The 22,008-nt window shown below is 72.6% G+C and carries 19 protein-coding genes; 15 read left to right on the forward strand and 4 right to left on the reverse strand.

Annotation, left to right across the window (positions count from 1 at the left end; genetic code table 11):
• The first annotated feature begins 226 nt into the window (after window positions 1–226).
• From FHR82_RS10620 to FHR82_RS10660, 9 genes are read left to right on the forward strand one after another with little or no spacing between them, the layout of a single operon-like run.
• A complete protein-coding gene (locus FHR82_RS10620) occupies window positions 227–1,063 on the forward strand; it encodes a hypothetical protein (protein WP_311771005.1) in 837 nt (278 codons plus the stop codon).
• A complete protein-coding gene (locus tag FHR82_RS10625; protein WP_184810096.1) occupies window positions 1,060–2,037 on the forward strand; it encodes a polysaccharide deacetylase family protein in 978 nt (325 codons plus the stop codon). The genes FHR82_RS10620 and FHR82_RS10625 overlap by 4 nt, the downstream gene beginning before the upstream one ends.
• Complete coding sequence (locus FHR82_RS10630) at window positions 2,034–3,260, forward strand: O-antigen ligase family protein (RefSeq protein ID WP_184810097.1); 1,227 nt, start codon at window positions 2,034–2,036, stop codon at window positions 3,258–3,260. The genes FHR82_RS10625 and FHR82_RS10630 overlap by 4 nt, the downstream gene beginning before the upstream one ends.
• Entirely contained in the window at window positions 3,235–4,314 is a 1,080-nt protein-coding gene (locus tag FHR82_RS10635; RefSeq protein WP_311771006.1) for a glycosyltransferase, read from the forward strand. Before FHR82_RS10630 ends, FHR82_RS10635 begins: the two co-directional genes overlap by 26 nt.
• Window positions 4,311–5,351: a hypothetical protein gene (locus tag FHR82_RS10640; protein WP_311771007.1), complete on the forward strand. Its 1,041-nt coding sequence runs from the start codon at window positions 4,311–4,313 to the stop codon at window positions 5,349–5,351. The genes FHR82_RS10635 and FHR82_RS10640 overlap by 4 nt, the downstream gene beginning before the upstream one ends.
• Window positions 5,348–6,652 (forward strand): glycosyltransferase 87 family protein, encoded by a 1,305-nt coding sequence (locus FHR82_RS10645; protein ID WP_184810098.1) that lies wholly within the window; start codon window positions 5,348–5,350, stop codon window positions 6,650–6,652. The genes FHR82_RS10640 and FHR82_RS10645 overlap by 4 nt, the downstream gene beginning before the upstream one ends.
• Window positions 6,649–8,097, forward strand: coding sequence for an oligosaccharide flippase family protein (locus FHR82_RS10650; protein WP_311771008.1), 1,449 nt, complete (start codon window positions 6,649–6,651; stop codon window positions 8,095–8,097). Before FHR82_RS10645 ends, FHR82_RS10650 begins: the two co-directional genes overlap by 4 nt.
• Window positions 8,094–9,203 carry a glycosyltransferase gene (locus tag FHR82_RS47345; RefSeq protein ID WP_184810100.1) on the forward strand — a complete coding sequence of 370 codons (1,110 nt, stop codon included), beginning with the start codon at window positions 8,094–8,096 and terminating at the stop codon, window positions 9,201–9,203. Before FHR82_RS10650 ends, FHR82_RS47345 begins: the two co-directional genes overlap by 4 nt.
• A complete protein-coding gene (locus FHR82_RS10660) occupies window positions 9,200–10,315 on the forward strand; it encodes a glycosyltransferase family 4 protein (protein WP_184810101.1) in 1,116 nt (371 codons plus the stop codon). Before FHR82_RS47345 ends, FHR82_RS10660 begins: the two co-directional genes overlap by 4 nt.
• Here the strand turns inward: FHR82_RS10660 and FHR82_RS10665 are convergent.
• A complete protein-coding gene (locus FHR82_RS10665) occupies window positions 10,299–11,534 on the reverse strand; it encodes a putative glycoside hydrolase family 15 protein (RefSeq protein WP_184810102.1) in 1,236 nt (411 codons plus the stop codon). The genes FHR82_RS10660 and FHR82_RS10665 overlap by 17 nt on opposite strands.
• Window positions 11,516–12,943: a sugar transferase gene (locus FHR82_RS10670; RefSeq protein ID WP_184810103.1), complete on the reverse strand. Its 1,428-nt coding sequence runs from the start codon at window positions 12,941–12,943 to the stop codon at window positions 11,516–11,518. The genes FHR82_RS10665 and FHR82_RS10670 overlap by 19 nt, the downstream gene beginning before the upstream one ends.
• 314 nt (window positions 12,944–13,257) lie before the next feature.
• Here FHR82_RS10670 and FHR82_RS10675 point away from each other — a divergent pair, with 314 nt between their 5' ends.
• Complete coding sequence (locus FHR82_RS10675; protein WP_311771009.1) at window positions 13,258–14,091, forward strand: glycosyltransferase; 834 nt, start codon at window positions 13,258–13,260, stop codon at window positions 14,089–14,091.
• On the forward strand, window positions 14,091–15,449 hold the full coding sequence (locus tag FHR82_RS10680; RefSeq protein ID WP_184810105.1) for an FAD-dependent oxidoreductase: 1,359 nt from the start codon (window positions 14,091–14,093) through the stop codon (window positions 15,447–15,449). Before FHR82_RS10675 ends, FHR82_RS10680 begins: the two co-directional genes overlap by 1 nt.
• On the opposite strand, the gene wecB is transcribed toward FHR82_RS10680, so the two are convergent.
• Window positions 15,365–16,579 (reverse strand): non-hydrolyzing UDP-N-acetylglucosamine 2-epimerase, encoded by a 1,215-nt coding sequence (gene wecB, locus FHR82_RS10685; protein ID WP_225943787.1) that lies wholly within the window; start codon window positions 16,577–16,579, stop codon window positions 15,365–15,367. The two genes, FHR82_RS10680 and wecB, sit on opposite strands and share 85 nt — an antisense overlap.
• A 57-nt stretch (window positions 16,580–16,636) precedes the next feature.
• Window positions 16,637–17,701: a PQQ-dependent sugar dehydrogenase gene (locus tag FHR82_RS10690; protein WP_184810106.1), complete on the reverse strand. Its 1,065-nt coding sequence runs from the start codon at window positions 17,699–17,701 to the stop codon at window positions 16,637–16,639.
• A 717-nt stretch (window positions 17,702–18,418) separates the two neighbouring features.
• Here FHR82_RS10690 and FHR82_RS10695 point away from each other — a divergent pair.
• The 4 genes from FHR82_RS10695 to FHR82_RS10710 are packed head-to-tail and all read left to right on the forward strand — an operon-like array spanning window position 18,419 to window position 21,857.
• Complete coding sequence (locus FHR82_RS10695; protein WP_184810107.1) at window positions 18,419–18,955, forward strand: MauE/DoxX family redox-associated membrane protein; 537 nt, start codon at window positions 18,419–18,421, stop codon at window positions 18,953–18,955.
• Between the two features lie 33 nt (window positions 18,956–18,988).
• Window positions 18,989–19,546 carry a TlpA family protein disulfide reductase gene (locus FHR82_RS10700; RefSeq protein WP_184810108.1) on the forward strand — a complete coding sequence of 186 codons (558 nt, stop codon included), beginning with the start codon at window positions 18,989–18,991 and terminating at the stop codon, window positions 19,544–19,546.
• Window positions 19,547–19,572: 26 nt separating this feature from the next.
• Window positions 19,573–20,037, forward strand: a complete 465-nt coding sequence (locus FHR82_RS10705) for a S26 family signal peptidase (RefSeq protein ID WP_184810482.1) — start codon at window positions 19,573–19,575, stop codon at window positions 20,035–20,037.
• Complete coding sequence (locus FHR82_RS10710) at window positions 20,034–21,857, forward strand: ABC transporter ATP-binding protein (protein ID WP_184810109.1); 1,824 nt, start codon at window positions 20,034–20,036, stop codon at window positions 21,855–21,857. Before FHR82_RS10705 ends, FHR82_RS10710 begins: the two co-directional genes overlap by 4 nt.
• Window positions 21,858–22,008 lie beyond the last annotated feature (151 nt).

Below are 22,008 nucleotides of genomic sequence, written 5' to 3' on the forward strand. Positions count from 1 at the left end.
GGTCCAGACCAAAAATCGCGCAAACCATCCTTGTAAGTTCTCGAAAGCGTGGTCAACCCTCCACTTTCGAGTGCCCCTGACCAGGGTTGATTGCAACAGACTGTCATAAGACAACGCGGGAATGTCCTTCTGACGGGTTTGCGAAATCTGAACCGTACGATTCGCCTCCATCGAAGCGACGATCGCTCGAAAGCCGGGCGGTGAGGCATTCCCAAGGGGTTGTAGCGTGCTCGCACACATCGAACTCGCGGTGTCGACCGCCATGTACGGGATGGGAATCGTCGCGCAGAGCGTCGCCGCCCGGCGGGCGGATCGACGTGGTGCGGGGCTCGGGCTGCTCGCCCGGTTGGCCACGGACCGGTTGTACCAACTCGGGTTCGCCGGTCAGGTCGGCGGGTTCGCACTCGCCTTCCTCGCCCGTGCGGAGCTGCCGCTGTACCTCGTGCAGGCAGGCTCCTCCTGCGCCGTCGGCCTCGCCACCGCCTTCGGCGTGCTGGCACTCGGCTGGCGGGTCCGACCCGTCGAGGTCGCGATGCTGGGCGTGCTGGCAGCCGGGCTCGTGCTGCTGGCCACCGCGTCGGTGCCGTCGATCGCGCACGACATCCCGGCCGGGCTCGGCTGGGTGCTGCTCGGGCTGCCACTGCTGATCGGCCTGGTCGCGATCCGGGCCTGCCGCACGGATTCGGTCCTGTTCCTGGCGCTGCTGGCCGGTCTGGCGTTCGCGGTGGTCGCCATCAGCGGCCGGTCGCTGGCCGACGAGCCCCTGCACCAGCTGCCCCTGAACCCGCTGACCTGGCTGATGCTGATGGCGGCGGTACTCGGCCAGGCGTGCATGACCGTGGCGCTGGCGAGGGGGTCCGCCACCTCGACAGTGGCGACGATGGACGCCGCCTCCATGGTGCTCACCTCGGTGGTGGGCATCGCCGCGCTGGGTGACCGGGTCGCCCCCGGCAGGCAGTGGTCGGTCGTGCTCGGTCTCGCGCTCGTCGTGCTGGGGGTGCTGGTGCTCGGTTCCGCCGGACGCCCGGTCGTGGCGCGCGAACCCGCGCGGGAGGCGGTGTGACCACCCGGCCGCTCGCGAGCGTGTCGCTCGACCTGGACAACCTCTGGGCGTACCTCAAGACCCACGGTGACGCGGAATGGGAGCGGATGCCGAGCTTCCTGCCCACCGCCGCACCCCGCCTGCTGGAGCTCTTCGGGGAGCACGGCGTGACCGGCACGGTGTTCGCGGTCGGCGCCGACGTCGAACGCGAGGACGGCGCCAAGGCGGTGGCGGCGTTCGCCGCCGAGGGCCACGAGGTCGCGAACCACTCCTACCGCCACGAGCCGTGGCTGCACCGGTACTCCCGCACGGAGCTGGAGGCCGAGCTGGCGAGGACGGAGGAGGCGATCGTCGCCGCAGGCGCGCCGCGACCGGTCGGGTTCCGCGGCCCCGGCTTCAGCGTCTCCCCCACGCTCGTCGAGGTGCTCGCCGACCGCGGCTACACCTATGACGCGAGCACACTGCCCACCTGGATCGGCCCACTGGCCCGGGCTTTCCACAACCGCACCGCGCCGCCGGGGGACGCCCGGCGCGACGAGCTGTTCGGCGGCTTCTCCCGGGTCCTCGCACCCAACTCCGCCTACCGCTGGCGAACCGGCTCCGGCGCGGACCGCGCGGACCTCGTGGAGCTGCCGGTGACCACGATGCCGCTGCTCCGCGTCCCGATCCACGGGGCATATGTCCTGCAGCTGCACCAGATCTCGCCACGACTGGCGCGGTGCTACTTCGCCACGGCACTGCGGCTGTGCCGGGCACTGGGCGTGTCCCCGTCGCTCCTGGTGCACCCCACCGACGTGCTGGGTGCCGCCGAGGCGCCGGGCATGGCGTTCTTCCCCGGCATGGGCGTGCCGACCGCGCGGAAGGTCGCACTGCTGAGCTGGATGCTGACCACCGTGCGCGCGAGCTTCACCGTGGTGGGCACCGGCGAGCACGTCACCCGCGCTGGCCCGCCGCGCCGCGAGCGGGACGTCCGCGAACTGGGACGCGGCACATGACCACGCCGCACGCCCTCCGGGTCCCGGCCGGCACGACCGTCCTCCGCGTGCTCGCCTGCGCGACCGTAGCCCTGGCGCCCGTCGAGGGCTACCTCGCCTCGGTGCACGCCCAGCTCGCGAAGCTGCCGCCCGCGTTGCTGATCGCGGCCTGGGCCGTGGTGCGGCTGCGGCGGCGGGAGATGCCGCGGCCGCACGCGGTCCACGTGGTGCTCGCCGCCTTCACGGTGCTGGTGCTGGCGTCCGCGGCGGCGCACGCGGACGGGCCGTTCACCGTCGAGTACACGATCCGGTGGCTGCCCTTCGTCGCGGTCGCGGTGGTCCTGATCGACGTCGCGGCCACCGACGTGCCGATCCGCGCGCTCCTGATCGCGGCGGTCGCCGGCGCCACGGTGGCGGGCGCGGGGGCGCTCCACAGCCTTGTCGTGGCGGGCGCGGCACGCGCGACCGGGCCCCTAGCCGACCCCAACGACCTCGCCTTCGTCGTGGTGACCGCGGTGCCGCTGCTGGCCGCGGTACTGCCTGCCGAACCGGCGCCACGGCACGTCCTCGCGGTCACGGTCGCGGCCGCCGTGCTCGTGGCCGGTGCGGCGGCGACCTTCTCCCGCGGCGGCGCGCTCGCGCTCACCGCGGCCGTCGGCTGGCTGGTGCTGCGCCGCGCGCTGTCGCCGAAGGTGCTCGCGGGCGCGGCCGCGGCGGTGGTGGTCGCGGCGGGCGCCACGGCGCTGCTCGCCGGTCCGCACCTCGCGCGGTCGTTGCGGGAGAAGAGCTTCATCGCCGGTGCCAATGTGGACACCAGGGAGCTTCGCTGGCAGGCGTCGGCGCGCATGCTCGCGGAGCACCCGCTGCTCGGCGTCGGGCCCGGCGGGTTCCGTGCCGAGTACGCCGCCGCGTCGCACAACGCGGAGATCGCTGAGCAGACACCGGTGGCGCACAACATGTTCCTTGAGGTGGCAGCCGAGCTCGGCCTGCCCGCGTTCTGCTTGTTCCTCGCGTTGACCGCCATCGCGATGGTGTCGAGTGAGCACGTGCTGCGGTCCACAGTGGACCGCAGGCCGATGGTCGCGGTGCAGGCGAGCGTGGTCGCCGTCGCGATCGGCGCCGTTTTCCTGTCCGAGCAGTACTACCTGCCGTTGTGGCTGCTGATCGCCGTCTCGGTCGCGGCCGCGCTGCGTACTCGTCGAGAAGGGAGGAGCGCCGGTGCGGGTGCTCCACGTGATCAGTGAGATGGGCAGCGGCGGCGCCGAGACGCTCGTCGCGGGCATGGCAATGGCTGGCGGATCCGTCGGGTGGGAGTCGGCTGTCGCCAGCGGCGGCGGGCACCGCGCCGACGCGCTGCGGGCCCGCGGCGTGCCCACGTTCACCGTGCCGGTGGCCCGGCGCAGGGCCGCGGGCGTGCTGCGGGCGGCCTCGGCAACCCGGGCGGCGGTCCGCCGGTTCGGCCCGGATGTCGTGCTGGCACACAACGTCTCCGCGACCCTCGTGGCCCGGCTGGCCGTGGCGCCGGGCCGCGCGGTGCCGGTCGTGACGGTGTGCCACGGGCTCGCCGACGCGGACTACCCCGGTGCCGCCCGGATCCTCCGCCACACCGCGCGCACCGTGATCGCCGTCGCCGGCGCCACGGCGGAGCGGCTGCGAACCGCCGGTCTCCCCGACCCCGTGGTGATCCCCAACGCGGTCTTCCCCCAGCAGGCGACGGCAGGCCGCGACACGGTCCGCGCGGCACTCGGCATCGTCCAGGACGTGCCGGTGGCGCTGTGCGTGGCACGCATGGAACCGCAGAAACGGCACGACGTCCTGCTCGACGCCTGGGCGAAGCTCGGCGGCGACGCGGTCCTGCTGCTCGCCGGTGACGGCAGCCTGCGCGCGGAACTGGCACACCGCTGCACGGAACTGGCGCTGACCGGCCGGGTCCGCTTCCTCGGCACCCGCGCCGACGTGCCCGACCTGCTGGCCGCCGCCGACGTCACGGTGCTCACCAGTGACTGGGAGGGCATGCCGGTCGCGGTGCTGGAGTCGATGGCGGCGGGCCGCCCGGTGGTGGCCACCGACGTCTCCGGGGTGCGTGCCGTGCTCGCCGGGGGCGGCGGCATCGTCGTGCCGCGCCGCGACCCGGCGGCGACCGCCGAGGCGCTTGACGCCCTGTTGTTCGACCCGGCCGCCCGGGACGCCGCCGCGGCAGCGGGTCTCGCGACGATCCGCTGCGGGCACGACCCACACACGTTCATGAGGTCCTACGACGAGCTGCTGCGGGCCGCGATCCGAGGGAGACGACGGTGAAGACCACCACCAGGAAGCGCCCGGCGAACAGGCCCGCCGTGCGCAAAGCCACGCGCACCACCACGAACAAGGCCACCCCCGCACCCGCCCCGGTGCCGGACCCGGCACCCACGACCACGCCGACCGCCGCCGCCACTGTCCACAAAGTACTGTCGTACGCCAGGCGGCCCGCCGTGGCGGGGCTCGTGGCGGCTGTGCTCGTCGGCCTGCTCGTCCTGCTCGTGACCGAGCTGCGGGGCGACCGGTACCAGGCCAGGGTCGGGCTCCTCGCCGAGCCGGCCGCACCGGGCACCGCCGCCGTGCCGCAGTACGGCGAGGTCGTCGCCCTCACCCTGCCCGCACTCGTCGAACTGGCACGCAGCCCGTCGGTGGTCGGGTCCGCCGCCGCGACGACCGGCCTCCCGCCCGACGAACTCAGCGACGGGTTATCGGTGGAGCTGGTGCCCGCGTCCGGGCTGGCGCGTCTCGCGGTCATCGGGCCGTCCGCCGAGCAGTCCGGTGCCGCGGCCACCGCGATCGCCCGCGCGATGATCGACGCCGACCTGCTCGCCCCGGCCGGTGCGCTCCGGCTGCTCGACGAGCGACCCGACATCACCCAGGTGGCCCCGGACCGGCCGCTGGGCCTCGGGCTGGCCCTCGCCGCCGCCGCGGTGGCCGGGGTGGCGACCGGCGCGCTGCGGCACCTGCGCCGGGGACGGGCCGGTGAGCACGCGGTGCACACGGCACTCGCCGCCGCCGGGGTCCGCAGGCCCGTGACCACGCTGAGCGCGACCGACCCGGAACTGGCCGGGCGCCTGCGCACACTCTGCGACGCCGCCGCCCGGCCCGTCCGGGTGGTCCCGGTGGCGCCGGACCTGGCGGCCCAGGCGGAGGCGCTGGCCGGCCAGTTGCCCGGCATGTCCGCCGAAACGTCCGCCGAACCGTCGGCCGACGCGGTCGTCGTGGTGGCCCGCGCGGGCAGGCGCCAGGACGAACTGGGTGCCGTGGCAGGGGTGCTGCCGGGCGCCGTCGTCGTGGTCGCGGTGGTCCTCGCATGAGCACCAGGTTCCGGGTCGCGTTCGCCGTCACCGCCGTGGTCGGCGCGTTCGGCGCGTGGTGGGCGCTGCGGCCGTCCTGGCAGGTGCCGCTGCCCACGATGGCGAACCGGTCAGAGGTGCGGATGCAGGACTTCCGCGACGCGCTCTACTTCCCCCTCCGGGAGTTCCTGGCGGGCGGCAACCCGTACGACCCGGCCGCGATGTTCGCGCACTGGCCGGTACGGCAGATCTTCAACTTCTACCAGCCCTACCACCTCGCGCTGCACCTGCCGTTCGCGCTGCCGGGCTACCGCGTGGGCGCGGTGGCGTTCGCCGTCGTCTCATTGCTGCTGCTCGTGGTGCTCGCCGGCATGGCGGCGAGCAGGCTCCGGTCACGGGTGCCGCTGGTGCTCGGCACCGCGGTGCTGGCCACGCTCTTGGTGCTGAGCCAGGTCGGCAAAGCCCAGCTCTACCTCGGCCAGGTGAACCCGCTGGTCGTGGTCGGCGCGGCGGGCGCGTTGCTGGCCCGGTCCAGCCATCCGCGGCTGGCGGCGGTGGCGCTCGCACTGGCCTGGCTCAAACCGCAGTTCGGCCTGCCACTCACGATCCTGCTGTTCGCCCGCGGCTCTCGCTCGACGGCGCTGGCGGGCACGGCCGTCGCGGCGATCGCGAGCCTGCCGGTCGTCGTGCTGCTGGTCCTGCGCGGTGGCGGTGTCGGGCCGTTCCTCGACGCGGCCGCCGCGAACCTCACCTACGCCACCGGCACGGACTACGGTGCGGTCGACTCCCCCACCGGGCAGCGCGTCGACCTGGCGGCCGTGCTCTACCGGCTCACCGACTGGCTGGCACCCGCCGCGGAACCGGTGGCGCTGGCAGGCGTCCTCGCCGTGAGCGTGCTGCTGGTGCGGCGGCTCGACCGGCTGGGGGACGCGGACGCCACCGCGGTCGCCGACCTGCTGACCTGCCTCGCCGTGGTCGTGGCCGTGGTGCACCAGCCGGGTGACGTGCTGCTCGCGGTGCCCGCGGCGACGCTGGCCGCGGTGGTGTGGTGGCGGCGCCGACGGGAGCGCGGCTGGCCGTTGGCCGGTCTCGCCGTCGCGGCACTCGCCGTCCCGTTCGCGCACCTGCACGTCGTGGACTCGGCGGTGCGGGCACTGTTCTCCGCACGGGCGGCGGTCACCCTCGACGGTGTGGCCGTCGTGGCCGCGTGGCTCGTGCTCGTCGTGTTCGCGGCGCGGCACACCCGGGCCGCCCTGGCGGCCCGGTCCGAGGCCCTCTCCGCCGCCGGACGGCCCGAATGGACTGCCGGACGGGCAGGGTGACCGCCGGCATCGGCAGCCACGCGGTCCGGGGCACGCTGTGGCTCGGGCTGGTCAACCTGGTGAGCAAGGGCAGCCAGGTGGTCGTGACCCTGGTGCTGGCGGCCACCCTCACCGAGGGCGGGCTCGGCTCCGTGGCCCTGGCCGTCGCGGTCGTGAACATCGGCCAGGTCATCCAGGCGATGGGCGTCTACGACGTCATCGGCCGCACCGAGCGCGACCCGGACCGGCTGGCGGGCACCGTGCTGACGTTGAGCGTGGGCACCGGGCTCGCGCTCGCCGCGGTGCTCGTGGCGGCCGCCGCGCCGGTCGCGGCCCTGCTCGGCGCGCCGGACGCGGCTCCGCTCGTGCGGCTCGCGGCGGTCAGCCTGCCCTTCACCGCGGCGGGCGGGGTGCAGATGGCCGTGATGCACCGGCGGCTGGACTTCCGCCGCAGGCTGCTGCCCGACGCGGGGAGCGCGGTGCTCGGCGCGGCCGTGACGGTCGTGCTCGCCGTGACCGGGGCCGGACCCGTCGCGCTGGTCGCCGGCCTGCTGTGCACAGCGGTCGCGCAGCCGGTTCTCGGCGCGGTGGTCGGGGTGCCACCACGCCCGGCATGGGACGCCGGGGCAGCCCGCGAGGCCCTGGGCTGGATCGCCGTCGTCGGCCCGGCGGCGCTCGTCGCGATCGTGCTGGTGAACGTGGACTACCTCGCGATCGGGCACGTGCTCGGCCCGGCCGCGGTCGGCGTGTACTCGCTGGCCTACCGGATCGCCTGGGTGCCTTACATCATGGTGGCGATCGTGCTGGCCGCGGTCGCGTTCCCGGTGTACACCAAGCTGGTCCGGGACGGCGACCGCGCCGCGCTGCCCGCGGCCACCGCCCGGTTCACCCGCGCGACGCTGGTGGTGACCGCGGGCCTGTACCTGGTCATCGCGCTGCTGGCCGACCGGGTGGTGCTGCTCGGCGACCGCTGGGCCCCCGCCACGCCGGTCCTCGTCCTGCTGTGCGCCTACGGCCTCGCCATCAGCCTGCTGCAGAGCTGGTACCAGGTGATCAAGGCGGCCGGGCAGGCGCGGTGCTACCTCCTGCTCGAGGTCACCCACCTCGTCTCGCTGGGCGCGGCACTCGTGCTGGTCACCCGGCACGGCATGGTGGCGGTCGCCGCCGCGCAGGTCGCCGCGGCGTGGCTCCTGGTCGTGCTCACCTGGTGCGTGCTGACCCGGCTCGCGCTCGCCTTCCCGACCGCGGAGCTGGCCGCGATGACCGCGGCGGTGCTCGGTGCCGCCGTGCCGTGCGTCGCCGTCGCGGTCCTCGCCGACCGGCTGTTCGGACCGCCGGGCACTGTGGCGGGGGTGCTGGCCGAGGCGCTGGCGCTGGTGGTGGCCTACGCGGGCGGCTCCCTGCTCACCCAGCGAGCCGCGGTCCGCGAGCTGCGCGCGCTGACGCTGGCCGGCGGTGGGCGGTGAAGATCGCGCACGTGACCCAGCCGGTGACCGCCGGGGTGGCCAAGGTGGTGCTGCAGCTCGCCACCGCGCAGCACGACCGCGGGTGGTCGGTCACCCTCGTGTGCCCGAGGACCGGCTGGCTCGCCGACCGGGCCCGCGAGGCCGGGATCGACGTGCACGCCTGGCAGGCGAGCCGTGGTCCGGGACCGGCCTCGGCAGGCGAGGTGACCCGCCTGCGCCGGATCCTCGACCGGCTCGCCCCCGACGTCGTGCACCTGCACAGCTCGAAGGCAGGCCTCGCGGGCAGACTCGCCGTGCGCGGCACCCGGCCGACGATCTTCCAGCCCCATCTGTGGTCCTTCCAGTCGGCGCCCGGTCCCCTGCGGAGCGCGGCCGCGGCGTGGGAACGGTTCGCGTCCCGGTGGACCCATCAGCTCGTGTGCGTCAGCGACGACGAGCTGGCCGCGGGCCGGGCCGCGGGCGTCACCGCCGCCGCCGAGGTGGTCTGCAACGGCGTGGACACCGACCGCCTGCGCCCGGCGGACCGGTCGGCCGCGCGCCGCGGACTCGGTCTCGCCGAGCACGCACCCACCGCGGTGTGCGTCGGCCGCCTGGCCGCGCAGAAGGGACAGGACCAGCTGTTGTCCGCGTGGCCCGCCGTCCTGGCCGAGGTCCCGGCCGCCCGGCTCGTGCTCGTCGGCGACGGACCGCTTGGCGACCGCTGGCGGACCGGGCACCCCGTCGCCGCGCACCCTTCCGTGCGGTGGTGGGGACACAGCGACGCGGTCGCCGAGCACTACGCGGCCGCCGACGTGCTGGTGCTGCCCTCCAGGGCGGAAGGGATGGCGCTGGTGCCGCTCGAAGCGATGGCCTGCGCTCGCCCGGTGGTGGCCTTCGACGTCGGCGGTGTACGGCAGAGCGTCGGCGGCGCGGGCGCCGTCGTGCCCCCTGGCGACGGGGCGGCACTCGCCAGGGCGATCGCCACCCGGCTGGCCGACCCCGCGCTCGCCGCCCGCGAAGGCCTGCTTGGTCGCCACCGCGTCGACAACCTGTTCGGCGGCGACCGCGTGCACGAGCGGATCGCCACGCTCGTCGAGAAACTCACCGACCCGGGAGCAGCAGGATGACCCGCCGCACACGCATCGCGTACCTGCTGACACAGGACCGGGGCGGACCGGTCGACGCCGCGGTCGGCCTCGCCGGGGCGCTGCTCGCGACCGGCGAGGTCGACGTGCGCGTGTTCGGCCCGGTGCCGAGCCGCGGCACCGCGTCGATCACGGCCCACCACGAGCCGGTTCTGGTGGCGCGCAAGGGAGATCTCCGCGCCGGCCGGGCGGCGCGCGCCGCGGTGCACGCGTGGCGGCCGGACGTGGTGCACGCCCAGGACCGCCGTGCGGGGCTGGTGTGCGCGCGTCTCCGCACGCGGTACCCCGTGGTGCACACCTACCACGGCGTGCCGGACGACGTCACCGAGCCGTGGTTCCGCGGCGTCCGCGGCGCACCAGGCCCCTCCCCCTACACCAGGGCAGTACTCGCCGCGGACGCCGTGGTGGCCAGGACTGTCACCCACACGGTCGTGCCCGCCGACGCGATGGGTGATTTCCTGCGACGACGTCTTCTGGTGCCCGCCAACCGGTTGACGCACATCGACAACTCGGTCCACCTGCCCGCCGCGCGACCGGCCGCCGGGCCGGTGCGCAGGCTGGCGTTCGCCGGTCTCCTGGTGGCACGCAAGGGGTTGCTGCCACTGCTCGACGCGCTGGCCATGCCCGGTGTCATGCCGCCGGACGCGACGCTCACGGTCATCGGCGACGGCCCGCAGCGCGCGGAGGCGGAACGGTCCGCGAGCCGGCCGGAGCTGGCGGGCCGCGTGCGGTTCCTCGGGTTCCGCACCGACGTCCCCGCCTTGCTGTGCGAGCACGACGCACTCGTCCTGCCGTCCACAATGGAGCAGCAGCCGCTCGTCGTGGCCGAGGCCATGGCCGCGGGCAAACCGGTGGTGGCCACCGACACCGGTGGCGTGGCCGACATGCTCGACGTGCCGGGCGCGGTCAGCAGGCTCGCCCGGCCCGGTGACGTCGCCGGGCTCGCGGCGCGGCTGCGTGAGCTGTTCGCCGACCCGGACCCCGCGGGCGCCGGACGCCTGCTCGCCGCCCGCGCGCGGCAACGGTTCGCGCCGGAGGTCGCCGCGCGCCGCCACCTCCAGCTGTACCGCGAGCTGCTCAACCCGCCGGTTTGACCAGCACCGAGCCGTCCGCGGCCGCGAGGTCCACTTGGGACACCGGGTTGCCCGCCGGGTCGACCAGCCCGGCTGGCGGGGTCACCGACACCGCGACGGAGGTGGGGTTGACCGCCACCCAGCCGTTCGTGAACTGGCGGGTCCAGACACCGGTCGGCTGCCGGGTCGCCGCGTCGACGGCCTCCCCGAGCCCCGAGTCCTGCAACTTCGACCACTCGGGGTTCAGGTAGGTCGCCGTGGTGGCCGGGGTCCAGCAGGTGTGCGGCCCGGCCAGCAGGGCCGCGCTGGCGTAGCCCGCGCGCTCCTCACGGGCGCCCCGCGTGCGGGTGAGCAACAGCAGCCAGGACTCGCCGAGCGCCGCCTGCGCACGCAGTTCCTCCCACTCGTTGCCCTGGAAGGTCAGCAGCTCACCGGTGCCGCCGTCGTCGCGGAAGCCGAAGTTCTCCTCCATCGCCCCGCTGAACCTGGAGTGCGCCGTCCACCTGCCGGGGATCAGCCGCGTCTCCGACACGTTGGGCACGAACATCTTCCCGGCCTTCTCCAACGACTCGCCCACCATGGTCAGGAACGCGTCCAGGCCGTCGCGCAGCTTCCGGTCGGTCTCCTCGGCGTTCGCGGTGCCTGCCAGGACCGCGGACGAGTAGTGCCTCAGCGAGTTGAAGTCGTTGTCCGCGAGGATCCCGTCCCAGCCCTGCTTGGTGACCTCCTCGGTCACCGCGGTGGTCCAGGCCTGCTGGTAGGCGACCGTCCACACCGTCATCTGCCAGTGTTTCGGGTAGCCGCGCCACTCGATGCGCCCGCCCGTGTTGTCGAGCGCGAACCAGTCCGGGTGCTTGGTCTGCGCGGCGTAATAACCGATGCCGCTCGGCAACCAGGTGGCGTCGGTGTTCCCGTGCACGGCGCCGGGATAGTTGCGGGTGCTGGAGAGATCCTTGTACACCAGCACCTTGATCTTCGGGTTCAGCTCACGCAGCTTGCGCATGGCGGCGGTCTCGGTGGCGTTGAGCACCACCACGTCGTAGCGCTTGGCCGCGACCTCCAGGTCGGCGGCCGTCGGCGGCTCGCCGATGCCGTACCACCACGCACACGGCGCGAGCGGCTTCGGCGGCGGCGCGACGGTGTTCGTCGCCCAGCCGGGCGCGCACGAAACCACGAGAACCAGCGCGGCAACGCCGGCGAGAACTCCGCGCCACCGCCGGTTCAACGATTGCGCCTGCACACCAGTTCACCCACCGTCAACAGCACGATCTTCACATCCAACCACAAGGACCAGTTCGCGATGTAGTAATTGTCGTACCGGGCCCGGTCGGCGATCGACGTGTCGCCGCGCAACCCGTGCACCTGGGCGAGCCCGGTCAATCCGGTCGGCACCCGGTGCCGCGCCCAGTAGAGGTCGTGAATGGCGGAGAACTCGCGCACGAAAGCGGGCCGCTCGGGCCGCGGCCCGACAATGGACATGTCACCGCGCAGAATGTTCCACAACTGCGGCAGTTCGTCCAAAGATGTGCGTCGCAGGAACCGCCCGACCGGGCCGACCCTGGCGTCGCCGACGACCGACCACCGGCTCTGGGAGTCGTCCACGTCGCCGATGCGGACGCTGCGGATCTTGTAGAGCTGGAACGTGCGGTCGTCCATGCCGACCCGGACCTGGCGGAAGATCACCGGCCGGCCGCTCTCCAGCAGCACCGCGAGCGCGCACAGCGCGATCACCGGTGCCAGCACGGTGAGCGCCACCGCGGCGAGCACCACGTCCAGCCCACGCTTCACCCACCAACTCGGCCTGCTGGTCGGCGCGGTGCTCAGCCGGACCAGCGGGTAGCTGCGCAGCCGTTCGATGTGCGGCCCGTCCTCGTGCAGCTCGAACATCCTGGGCACGACGAAGGTGGCGCAACCGAGCCGGTGGGCGGCGATCGCCGCGTCGACCACCGGGGAGTCGCGGGCGTGGGAGAAGGCGAGCACGACGGTGCCCACCCGCAGCCGGGTGATCGCCGCCGACAGGTCCTCGTCGAGCAGCTCGACCGGCAGGGACGCGGGGTCGGACCGGGGTTCCGAGTCGACGACGGCCACCGGCCGCAGCCCGAACTCGGGGTGGTGCAACATGGTTCTGACCAGGTCCGTGCCGACCTTGCCCGCGCCGACCACGATCGTCCGGTCGCAGCGGCCGAGCCTGCGCCGGCAGCAGCGCCCGAACGCGAAGACGCCGAAGCGGGCCGGTTCGCCGAGGACGGCGAAGGCCAGCACCGCCGTCTGCACCGCAGTGGTGGTGGCCGGGGCCTGCCCGGTGAGCAGCGCGATACCCGTGAGCAGCGCGAACGCCGTCATCGTCGAGGCGACCGAGCGTGGCAGGTCGTGCAGCCACGACAGCCACAGCCGCCTGCGGTAGAGCCGGTTGCCCGCCCGGACTCCGAGCAGTGTGGCCGCCAGGACCAGCGTCCAGTCCCAGCGGGGTGTGACGGCCGTGGCCGCGGCGGCCACCGCCAGCACGTCGACGGCGACGAGCAGCACCGCGACGGCCTTCACCCGGCTCAGCGCCTCCGCGACCGGTACCCGGCTCACCGACCGGTCGCGGGGCCGGACCGGCCTGCGCTTCCTCGTCGCGGCACCGGCCGCCCCCGCCGCGGTCAACATGGTTCACCCTTTCGGGTCGTGCTCGGCGGAGCCACGCTCGCCTCACTGCGATCACCCATTCGAGTACACCCGAAAGCGATCTTCGTAACCCCTGCCTGAACTATTACGAGGAAATGCGTTCGAGGCAATCTGTCCGAGGTCAAGTTATTACTCCCTTGGGCGAATTTGCTGTGTTCGCGTCGAGCTCTTTCAGCTCCACCAAAGCCCGATATTGGCGGAACTTCCCGGAAAACGTCGAGGGCGACACGAGAACTGTCGGCTCCGGGTTGATAATTTTGCGCCACCCGAAAGCGGATCGACAAATGAGGGGTCCCGTGGCGCTCGAAGAGGTCAAGGTGCTCGACGCGCAGAAACCGGCCGGCCAGCCCGCGGCGGGCACGGCACCGGCGCAGACCGCGGGCAGGGCGCACGTCGTGCTGCCCGCCTACAACGAGGCGGCCGCGCTGCCGCCGCTGTTCGGCAGGCTCGCCGAGCTCGCGCGCACCGAGGAGCTGACGGTCTGGGTGGTCGACGACGGCTCGACGGACGCCACCGCCGCCACCGCCACCGCGGGAGCACCCGGTCTCGACGTGCGGCTGGTGCGGCACGAGGTCAACCTGGGGCTCGGTCAGGCCGTGCGGTCGGGCCTGCGCGCGGTGCTGGCGGCCGCGGACGGGGATGACATCGTGGTCGTCATGGACGCCGACGACACCCACGACCCGGCGCTGATCCCCCGGCTGCGGGCGGAGATCTCGGCAGGCGCGGACCTGGCCATCTGCTCGCGGTTCGTCGCGGGCGGGGACGACACGAGCGCCCCGTTCGGCAGGCGGCTGCTGTCCCGCGGTGCCGCGGTGCTGTTGCGGCGCACGCTGCGACTCGACGGGGTGCGGGACTTCACCAGTGGCTTCCGCGCCTACCGGGTCAGCCTGCTCGACCGGGCCGCTCGCCACTGGGGTGAGCGCCTCATCGAGGAACAGGGGTTCGCCTGCATGGTGGAGCTGCTGCTCAAGCTGCGCCACTGCGGGCCGGTGATCAGCGAGGTGCCGCTGCACCTCCGGTACGACCGCAAACCGGGCGCCAGCAAGCTCAAGCTGGTGCGGACGGTGCTGCAGTACCTGCGGCTACTGCTGCGCGACCGGCTCGCGCCCGCGCCCTACCGGGCGCTGTGATGGCCGGGACGAGCACGACGGCCCGGCATGTCGCGGTCCTCGGCGGCGGGATCTGCGGCCTGGCGACGGCGCACCGGCTCACCAGGAGCGGGCACCGGGTGACGCTACTGGAGGGCAGTGCGCAGCTCGGTGGTCTTGGCACCTACTTCCCGTGGCGCGACGGGTGGGTCGAACGGTTCTACCACTGCGTGATGCCCTCCGACGACGAACTGCTGGGCCTGTTGGCGGAGCTGGGACTCGCCGACGAGGTGCGCTGGCGCCGGACCGACATGGGCATGATCGTCGACGGCGAGCACCACGCGTTCAACACCGCGCGGGACCTCCTGCGGTTCACCCCGCTCGGGCTGCCCGACCGGCTGCGGTTCGGTGTGGTGTCCCTGCTGTTGCGCAGGCTCGGCCGCGGCAAGGACCTCGACAACACCCGCACCGAGGACTGGCTGCGCGGGCTCTACGGGAACGCCGTGTGGGAGACACTGCTCGCTCCCATGTTCGGCTCGAAGTTCGGCCGCTCCTTCGGGGACGTACCCGCGTTGTACCTGTGGCAGCGGCTCGGCCGGGACGGCAACGTGGCCACGCGTGGCTACCCGGCCCGCGGCTACAAGTCCGTCATCGACGGGCTGCGGGCGGCCCTCGAGGCAGGCGGCGCGAGGGTGCGCACGTCCGCACCGGTCCAGCGGCTGTCCGTTGTGGATGGATCGGCGCGCATCACCCTGCCGGACAAGGAAATGGTCGAGGCCGACCAGGTGGTGTCCACGCTGCCGCTGCCGCGGCTGCGGCAGCTCGCCGACGACGATCTGGCCACCCGCCTGCCGACCGGGCGGCTGCCGTACCAGGGTGTGGTGAACGCGCTGTTCTTCCTCCGCAGGCCGCTCGCCGGGCACTACTGGACACCCGTGGTGCGGTCGGGAACCGAGTTCGACGGCGTCGTGGAGATGTCCGCTCTCGCCGGAACAGCTCCATACGGCGGCAGGCACCTGGCCTACGCCATGCGCTACACGGACCGGGAGTCCGCGCTCTACCAGGAGGATGACGACCGCATCGCCGCGCGGTGGACCGCACAGCTGCGGACCCTCTACTCAGGACTGTCGCTCACCGCCGACGACATCGACGAGGTCCACGTCTTCAAGGCGCCCTTCGTGGAACCGGTGTACCCCCTCGGCTACCTGCGGCAGCGACCGCCCATCGAGCTGCCCGGCACCCCGCTGCTGCTGGCGACGACCGCGCACGTCTACCCCGAGGTCACCAGCTGGAACTCGAGCGTGCGGCTTGCCAATCAGGTCGCCGCCACCATCGACGGGGCCGCGGTCAGCCGCCGGACCGCGTCAGCGATGCGTGCCGACGGCGAGCCCTCCCCGTAGGGCGACGGGATGCCTGCCAGCCGGGCGCGGTTGCCTGCCACGTCGTCCAGCCACCTGAGGACCTCGCTGTGGATCCGCGGCCCTGGCGGCACCAACGTGCCGAACGTCCCTTCGATCTCGGGACGTTCGGTACTGCGCCGGACCACCACGACCGGACGCTTGAGCACGCTCACCTCCTCCTGGATCCCGCCCGAGTCGGAGACGACGACCGCCGCGCCGCACACCAGGCCCAGGAAGGCCGGGTACGCCTGCGGTTCGACCACCCGCAACCCGTCGAGCAGCGAAACCATGCCGAACTGCTCGATCCGCTTGCCCGTCCTCGGGTGCAGCGGCAGGACCACCGGTAGCGGCAGCCGGGCCAGCTCCCGCAGGATGCTCGCGAGCCTGCCGGGCTCGTCCACGTTCTCCGGCCGGTGGATGGTCGCCACGATGTAGCCGTCCGGCACCAGTCCCAGCGCGGACAGCGCGTCGCACTGTTCGGCGGCGCTGGGCACGGCGGACCGCAGCGCCTCGACGACCGTGTTACCGGTCACCGCGATCCGTTCCGCCGCAACACCTTCTGCGAGCAGGTTGTCGCGGTTCAGTCCGGTCGGCGCACAGCAGAGGTCGGCGAGGTGGTCGATGAGGACGCGGTTGTGCTCCTCCGGCATCGCCCGGTCGTAGCTGCGCAACCCGGCCTCGACGTGCACCAGCGGGACCTCGGCCGCGTTGGCGGCCAGTGCGCCTGCGAGCGCGGAGGTGGTGTCGCCCTGGACGAACACCGCCGACGTCGGGTGGTTCGTGAGGATCTCGTCGACCGCGGCCACCGACTGCCCCAGCTGCCTGCCACGGCTGGCACCGCCGACGGCGAGCTCGTGGAACCGGCCCGGCTCGGCGATGTCCCGCCGGATGAGCGAGTACATCGAGGAGTCGTAGTGCTGTCCGGTGTAGACGACCGCCGCTCTTCGGCCGAAGAGGCGGATCAACGGAGCGAGCTTGATCAGCTCGGGCCGGGTGCCGCACACGAGCGTGACCGTGTCCTCGTCATCTCGACCAGGCGCGTCAGCCGACCCGGTGAGGTTCAGCTCCGGCGCGATCCGGCCGGAGGGGAGGAGCACGCGAACGCCCATCCTGATACCCACGTACAGCATCCTTTCGACACCTGACAGGTGGTCGAGCCACTGAGGTTCCGCACGCCGGAGCGCGGGTTACCCACCCCGGGTGAAGTCCGCCGGCAGGACGAGCAGTCGGTCGTCGCCCGCGCGTGCCACGCCGATGCCATCGGTGTTGCTGGTGAGCACCCACAGGGCACCGTCGGGCGCGACCACGACCTCGCGCATCCGCCCGTGCGTCCCGACGAAGTGCGCGACCGGCGTGCCAGGACGGCCGTTGGCGCCCAGCGGGACCTGCCAGAGCCGTTCACCACCCAGTCCGGCGACCCACAAGGAACCGCCGGCGAACGCGACGCCCGACGGTGACGCATCGCCCGTTCGCCAGGTCAGCTCGGGGTTGGTGAAGCGGGGGTCGGCAGCGGATCCCTCGACGTGCGGCCACCCGTAGTTGTGGCCGCGCCTGATCCGGTTCAGCTCGTCGAACGCGGCTTCGCCGAACTCGGTCGCGTAGGCCCTGCCGTAGGGGTCCCAGGCGAGGCCTTCCACGTTGCGGTGGCCCAGCGTCCACACGACAGAGCCCGGGAACGGGTTGCCCGGCGCGGGGCGGCCGTCCGGTGTCATCCGCAGGATCTTCCCGCCCAGCGAGCCGGGGTTCTGCGCGAACTCGAGCCGGAAGTTGAAGCCCGTGGTCGCGTACAGCATCCCGTCCGGACCGAACTTCAGGCGACCGCCGTTGGCGGCGTCGGCGACGGGAATGCCGGCGAGCACGGTCTCGATCCCCGTGATGCCGGTGCCCTCGGGGTAGCGGAAACGCACGATCCGGTTGTCCTGGGCGGCGGAGACGAACGCGTAGACGTACCGGTCGGTCGAGAACCGCGGCGACACCGCGACACCGAGCAACCCGCCTTGTGGGCGCGGCACCACACCAGGCACCACACCGACGACGGTCACCGCGCCGGCAGTCGTCACGCGCAGCAGCCGGGCGGTGTCCCGTTCGGTCACCAACGCGTCGCCGCCGGGGAGGAACGCGATCGCCCACGGGCTGTGCAGGCCCTGGGCGATCGTCCTCGCCGGCGTGTCCGCGTGCGCCGCGACCGCGCCGCCACTCAGCGCCGAGACGAGCACGCACAACAGCGCCACCGCGATCCTGCCGAAGTTCATGGGGGCCATGGTTCAGCAATTCCGCCCCGGGAACGCGGCGGAACGCGTAGGTGCACCCGATTCGGTGAAGACGAACCGTTCGACCGGATCAGGGCGTGCCACGTCACAGGCGATCCTGGACGCCGCGGAGGCAACACCGACGCCATGGCCCGTGTCCTCGTCGCGGCCGGGCTGCCCGACGAGGACGGTCCAACCGGCGCGACGGCGCTCGCCCGAGCGCTCTGCTGGATTCTGGAGACCGTCGCCACGGAGGTCAAGGACTTCGGCGTGCACGTGACGATCATCGAACCCGGCTCGTTCCGCCCAGACTGGGCAGGCCGGTCGATGGTGCGCACGGAACGGTCCATAGGACTACGACAGGCTGTTCGAGCCGCTCCGCGCGGCTCGGGAGGCAGCGAGCGGCAACCAGCTGGGGAACCCGGCCATGGCCGCGGCGGCTGTCCTGCGAGTCCTGGAGGCAAAGAACCCGCTCGTGCACCTGGTACTGGGTTCTGACGCGCGGCGACCGGTCGTCGCCGGTCGCTCGACGGTCGACGGTCGACGGTCGACAAGGGCCTACTCGAGTGGGAGCTGTCCCGCTCCACCGACTTCCCTGACGGCCACCGGATCGCGTCCGACTGACGCTCCCGCGGCCGGTCTCGTGCGACGGCGTTGCCAAGTGATCTTCACCTGAGCAGAATCGCGGCCATACGACGTGGCCGAAGTGGCGAGGTGGGCGTGGAGTATCTGGAGTTCGGCTGCCGGGTCCTGCTGGGCGGTGTGTTCGCCGTGTCCGCCGGCTCCAAGCTGTACTCGCGCACCGCGTTCGCCGATTTCACGGCGGCGACGGCCCGGCTGACCGGAGCGCGTGCGGCACGGGCGCGACAGCTCGCCGTCGCCGCCGTGGCGGCCGAGCTCGCCATCGTGCTCGCCTTGGCCGTCCCGGCGCTGGTCCTGTGGGGATTTGCCGCCAGTGTGGGCCTGCTCGCCGTCCTGACGGCGGCCGTCGTCCGCTCCCTGCGCCGGGGGCAGCGGTCGCCGTGCCGTTGCTTCGGCGCGTCGAACACGCCGCTCGGCACGCAGCATGTGGCCCGCAACGGCGTCCTCGCGGCGTTCGGTGGCCTCGGCATCGCCGCGGGCACGTTCGGGGAAGCGTCGTCGCTGGACCTGGGGCTGGCGTGCGTGGTCGCCTTCGCCGCGCTGATCGGTGTCGCGCTGACCGCCCGTCTCGACGACCTGATCAGTCTGTTCCGGGCGACGACAGCGACGTCGTAGCTCAGCAAGAATACTGAAGAGGGGCTGGATTCCGTGACGACGTTTCTCACCGCTGTGGTGACCGTGGTCGGCATTGTCTGCGTGCTGAACTTGTTGCTGCTGCTCGGTGTCATTCGCCGGCTGAAGGAGCATGACCAGGCGATCGCGAAGATCCCGCACGGCTCGATGGCGAGCGCGCCCGCGGATTCGATGCGGGCTCCCGGCTCGGAGGTCGACGAGTTCACCGCGGTGAGCACGGACGGTGTTCCGGTTACCAGGGACGCACTGGCCGAGGAGACGATGGTCGGCTTCTTCTCGGTGTCCTGCGCACCCTGCGCCGAGAACGCGCCGAAGTTCGCCGCACACGCCGCCGGAGTACCCGGTGGCAAGGACAGCGTGCTCGCGGTCGTCGTCGCCGACGGCGATGACGACCCGTCCGAGATGGTCCGCACCCTCAGCGACGGCGCCCGGGTCGTCGTCGAGGGATACGACGGGCCGGTGGCCACCGCCTTCGGCGTGACCGCGTTCCCGACCTACGCCGTGGTCGCGTCCGGCAGGATCACCGCGACCGCGCTCCAGTTCACCACGCTGCCGGTCCCCGCTCCGGTCTGACGAACCCCGGCGGAGATCTCCCGGTGATGTGGACAGTCGCTGCCGTCGTGGTGGCCGCGTCCCTCGCGCTGCTCCTGCGGGCGCGGCGGCTGGTGGTGGTCGACGTGCGGGGCCCGAGCATGGAACCGACCCTGTACGACGGCGACCGGGTCCTGGTCCGGCGCGTTCCGCTGACCGCGGTCCGAACCGGTGACCTGGTCGTCGTCGCCCGTCCGGACTCCCACGAGTTCGCGACGGCGGGGCCCTGGGTGATCAAGCGCGCCGCCGCGACGGCAGGCGAGCGGATACCGCCGGTCATCCGGCGCGGCTGGGCCGAAAACGGCGACATCGACTTCGCCGGCGCGTTGGTGCCGGAGGGACGGCTGCTGCTGCTCGGGGACAACCCGGCACGCAGCGGGGACTCCCGGCACTGGGGCTTCACCGCTGGGGATGCGGTACTCGGTGTGGTCACCAGGTCGATGCGCGCACGTGCCCGGGGTCAGGCCTCATGACGACGGACGTGCCGGACGGGCACAGGTGGCGTACCGCGCGAGGGTTGGCGCCCGCGGTGGCGCTGGCCTTCCGGGGCGCACCCGCGCAGCTGGGGCTGCTGAGCGTGGTCGCGTTGGCAGGGGCGGTACTCCCGGTCGCGATCACCTGGCTGACCAAGCTGGTCATCGACTCGGTGACCGGGGGCTCCGCGACAGACGCGCTGCTTCCGCTGGCGATCGCACTTGCCGTGCTCGGCGCGTTGACCGCGACGCTTGCGCAGCTCACGCAGTACCTCTCCGCGGAAGCGCAACGGCGCATCAGCCGAGCGGCCAAGGACCGGCTGTACCAGGCGGTGAACCGGTTCCCCGGACTCGGCCGGTTCGAGGATCCTCGGTTCCTCAACCAGCTGCGTCTGGCGGAAGCCGCCGACAGTGCTCCCGCGCAGCTGACCACCGCGACGATGCAGCTGGTCAGGAACGCGATCACGGCACTCGGGCTGTTCGGATCGCTGTATGTCATCAGCCCGCTCATCGCCTGCGTCGTCCTGGTCGCCGCGCTGCCGACACTTTTCGCCGAGCTCGCGCTGACACAACGCCGGGTGAACACCACGACGCGGCTGAGCCCGGACGAACGCCGCGAGCTCTTCTACCAGATGCTGCTGTCCGATGAGCGCGCCAGCAAGGAGATCCGGCTGTTCGGCACCGGCGATTTCCTGCGCGGCAGGATGATGCGCACGATGTCGGGTATCCACGCCGCCCGGCGCGCACTCGACCGCCGCGAACTGTTCGTCCAAAGTGGCCTCGAGCTCTTCGCCGCCGCCGTCGCGGGCACGGGTCTGGTCTGGGCGATCCTCGCGGCAGGCCGCGGTGAGCTGACCGCGGGCGACATCGCCATGTTCATCGCCGCGGTCGCGGGTGTGCAGACGGCGGTGGCGGGCATCGTGTCGTTGCTGGCGCAGACGAACGAACAGCTGATGATCTTCACCCACTACACCGTCGTGGTCAGCGCTCCGCCAGAGCTGCCCATCGCGGAGCACCCGGTGCCGACGCCGGAACTGCGCCGCGGGATCGTGCTCGACGACGTGTGGTTCCGCTATGGCGACGACCTGCCGTGGGTGCTGCGAGGCGTGTCGCTCACCATTCCGTACGGCATGGCCGTGGGTCTGGTCGGGAAGAACGGCGCTGGCAAGTCCACCATCGTCAAACTCCTGTGCCGGATGTACGACCCGACGAAGGGCAGAATCACCTGGGACGGAGTCGACCTGCGCGATCTCGATCCGGCCCGGCTACGGGATCGTATTGGTGCGGTGTTCCAGGACTTCATGTCCTATGACCTCACCGCGGCGGAGAACATCGCGCTCGGCGACCTCACGGCGCTGGCGGATCCGGCTCGGATCACCGCGGCTGCCGCGCGTGCGGACATCCACGATGTCGTCGAGAACCTTCCGGGCGGCTACCGCACCATGCTCAGCCGCATGTTCGCCGATGACGACGGATCGGACGGGACCGGGGTCGTCCTGTCCGGCGGACAGTGGCAGCGATTGGCGCTGGCAAGGGCCTTCCTCCGCGCCGAGGCAGACCTGTTGATCCTCGACGAGCCGAACGCGGGCCTCGATCCGGAGGCCGAAGCCGAGTCGCACGCCAGGATCAGCGCGTTGCGGGCGGGAAGCACCTCGGTGCTGATCTCGCACCGGCTCGGTACGCTGCGCGATGCCGATCTGATCGTCGTCCTGGACGACGGGGCAGTCACGGAGGCCGGTACCCACACGTCACTGCTCGCAAGCGGTGGCACCTACGCCCGCCTGTTCGCCACACAGGCCAAGGGTTACCAGAGCGAATAAAGAAAACGGCGGCGTTCGTTCGAACGCCGCCGCCGGTCATGCGGGTCTACGGGGCGCAGCCGGGGTCAGCCGCACAGGTACGGGTCTCCGTCTGGCATCCCGGGCCGGACAGGCACACCTTGGTCCGGTACCTGCGGTTTCCGTTGCAACC

This window comes from Actinophytocola algeriensis (assembly GCF_014203735.1).
GTDB lineage: Bacteria > Actinomycetota > Actinomycetes > Mycobacteriales > Pseudonocardiaceae > Actinophytocola > Actinophytocola algeriensis.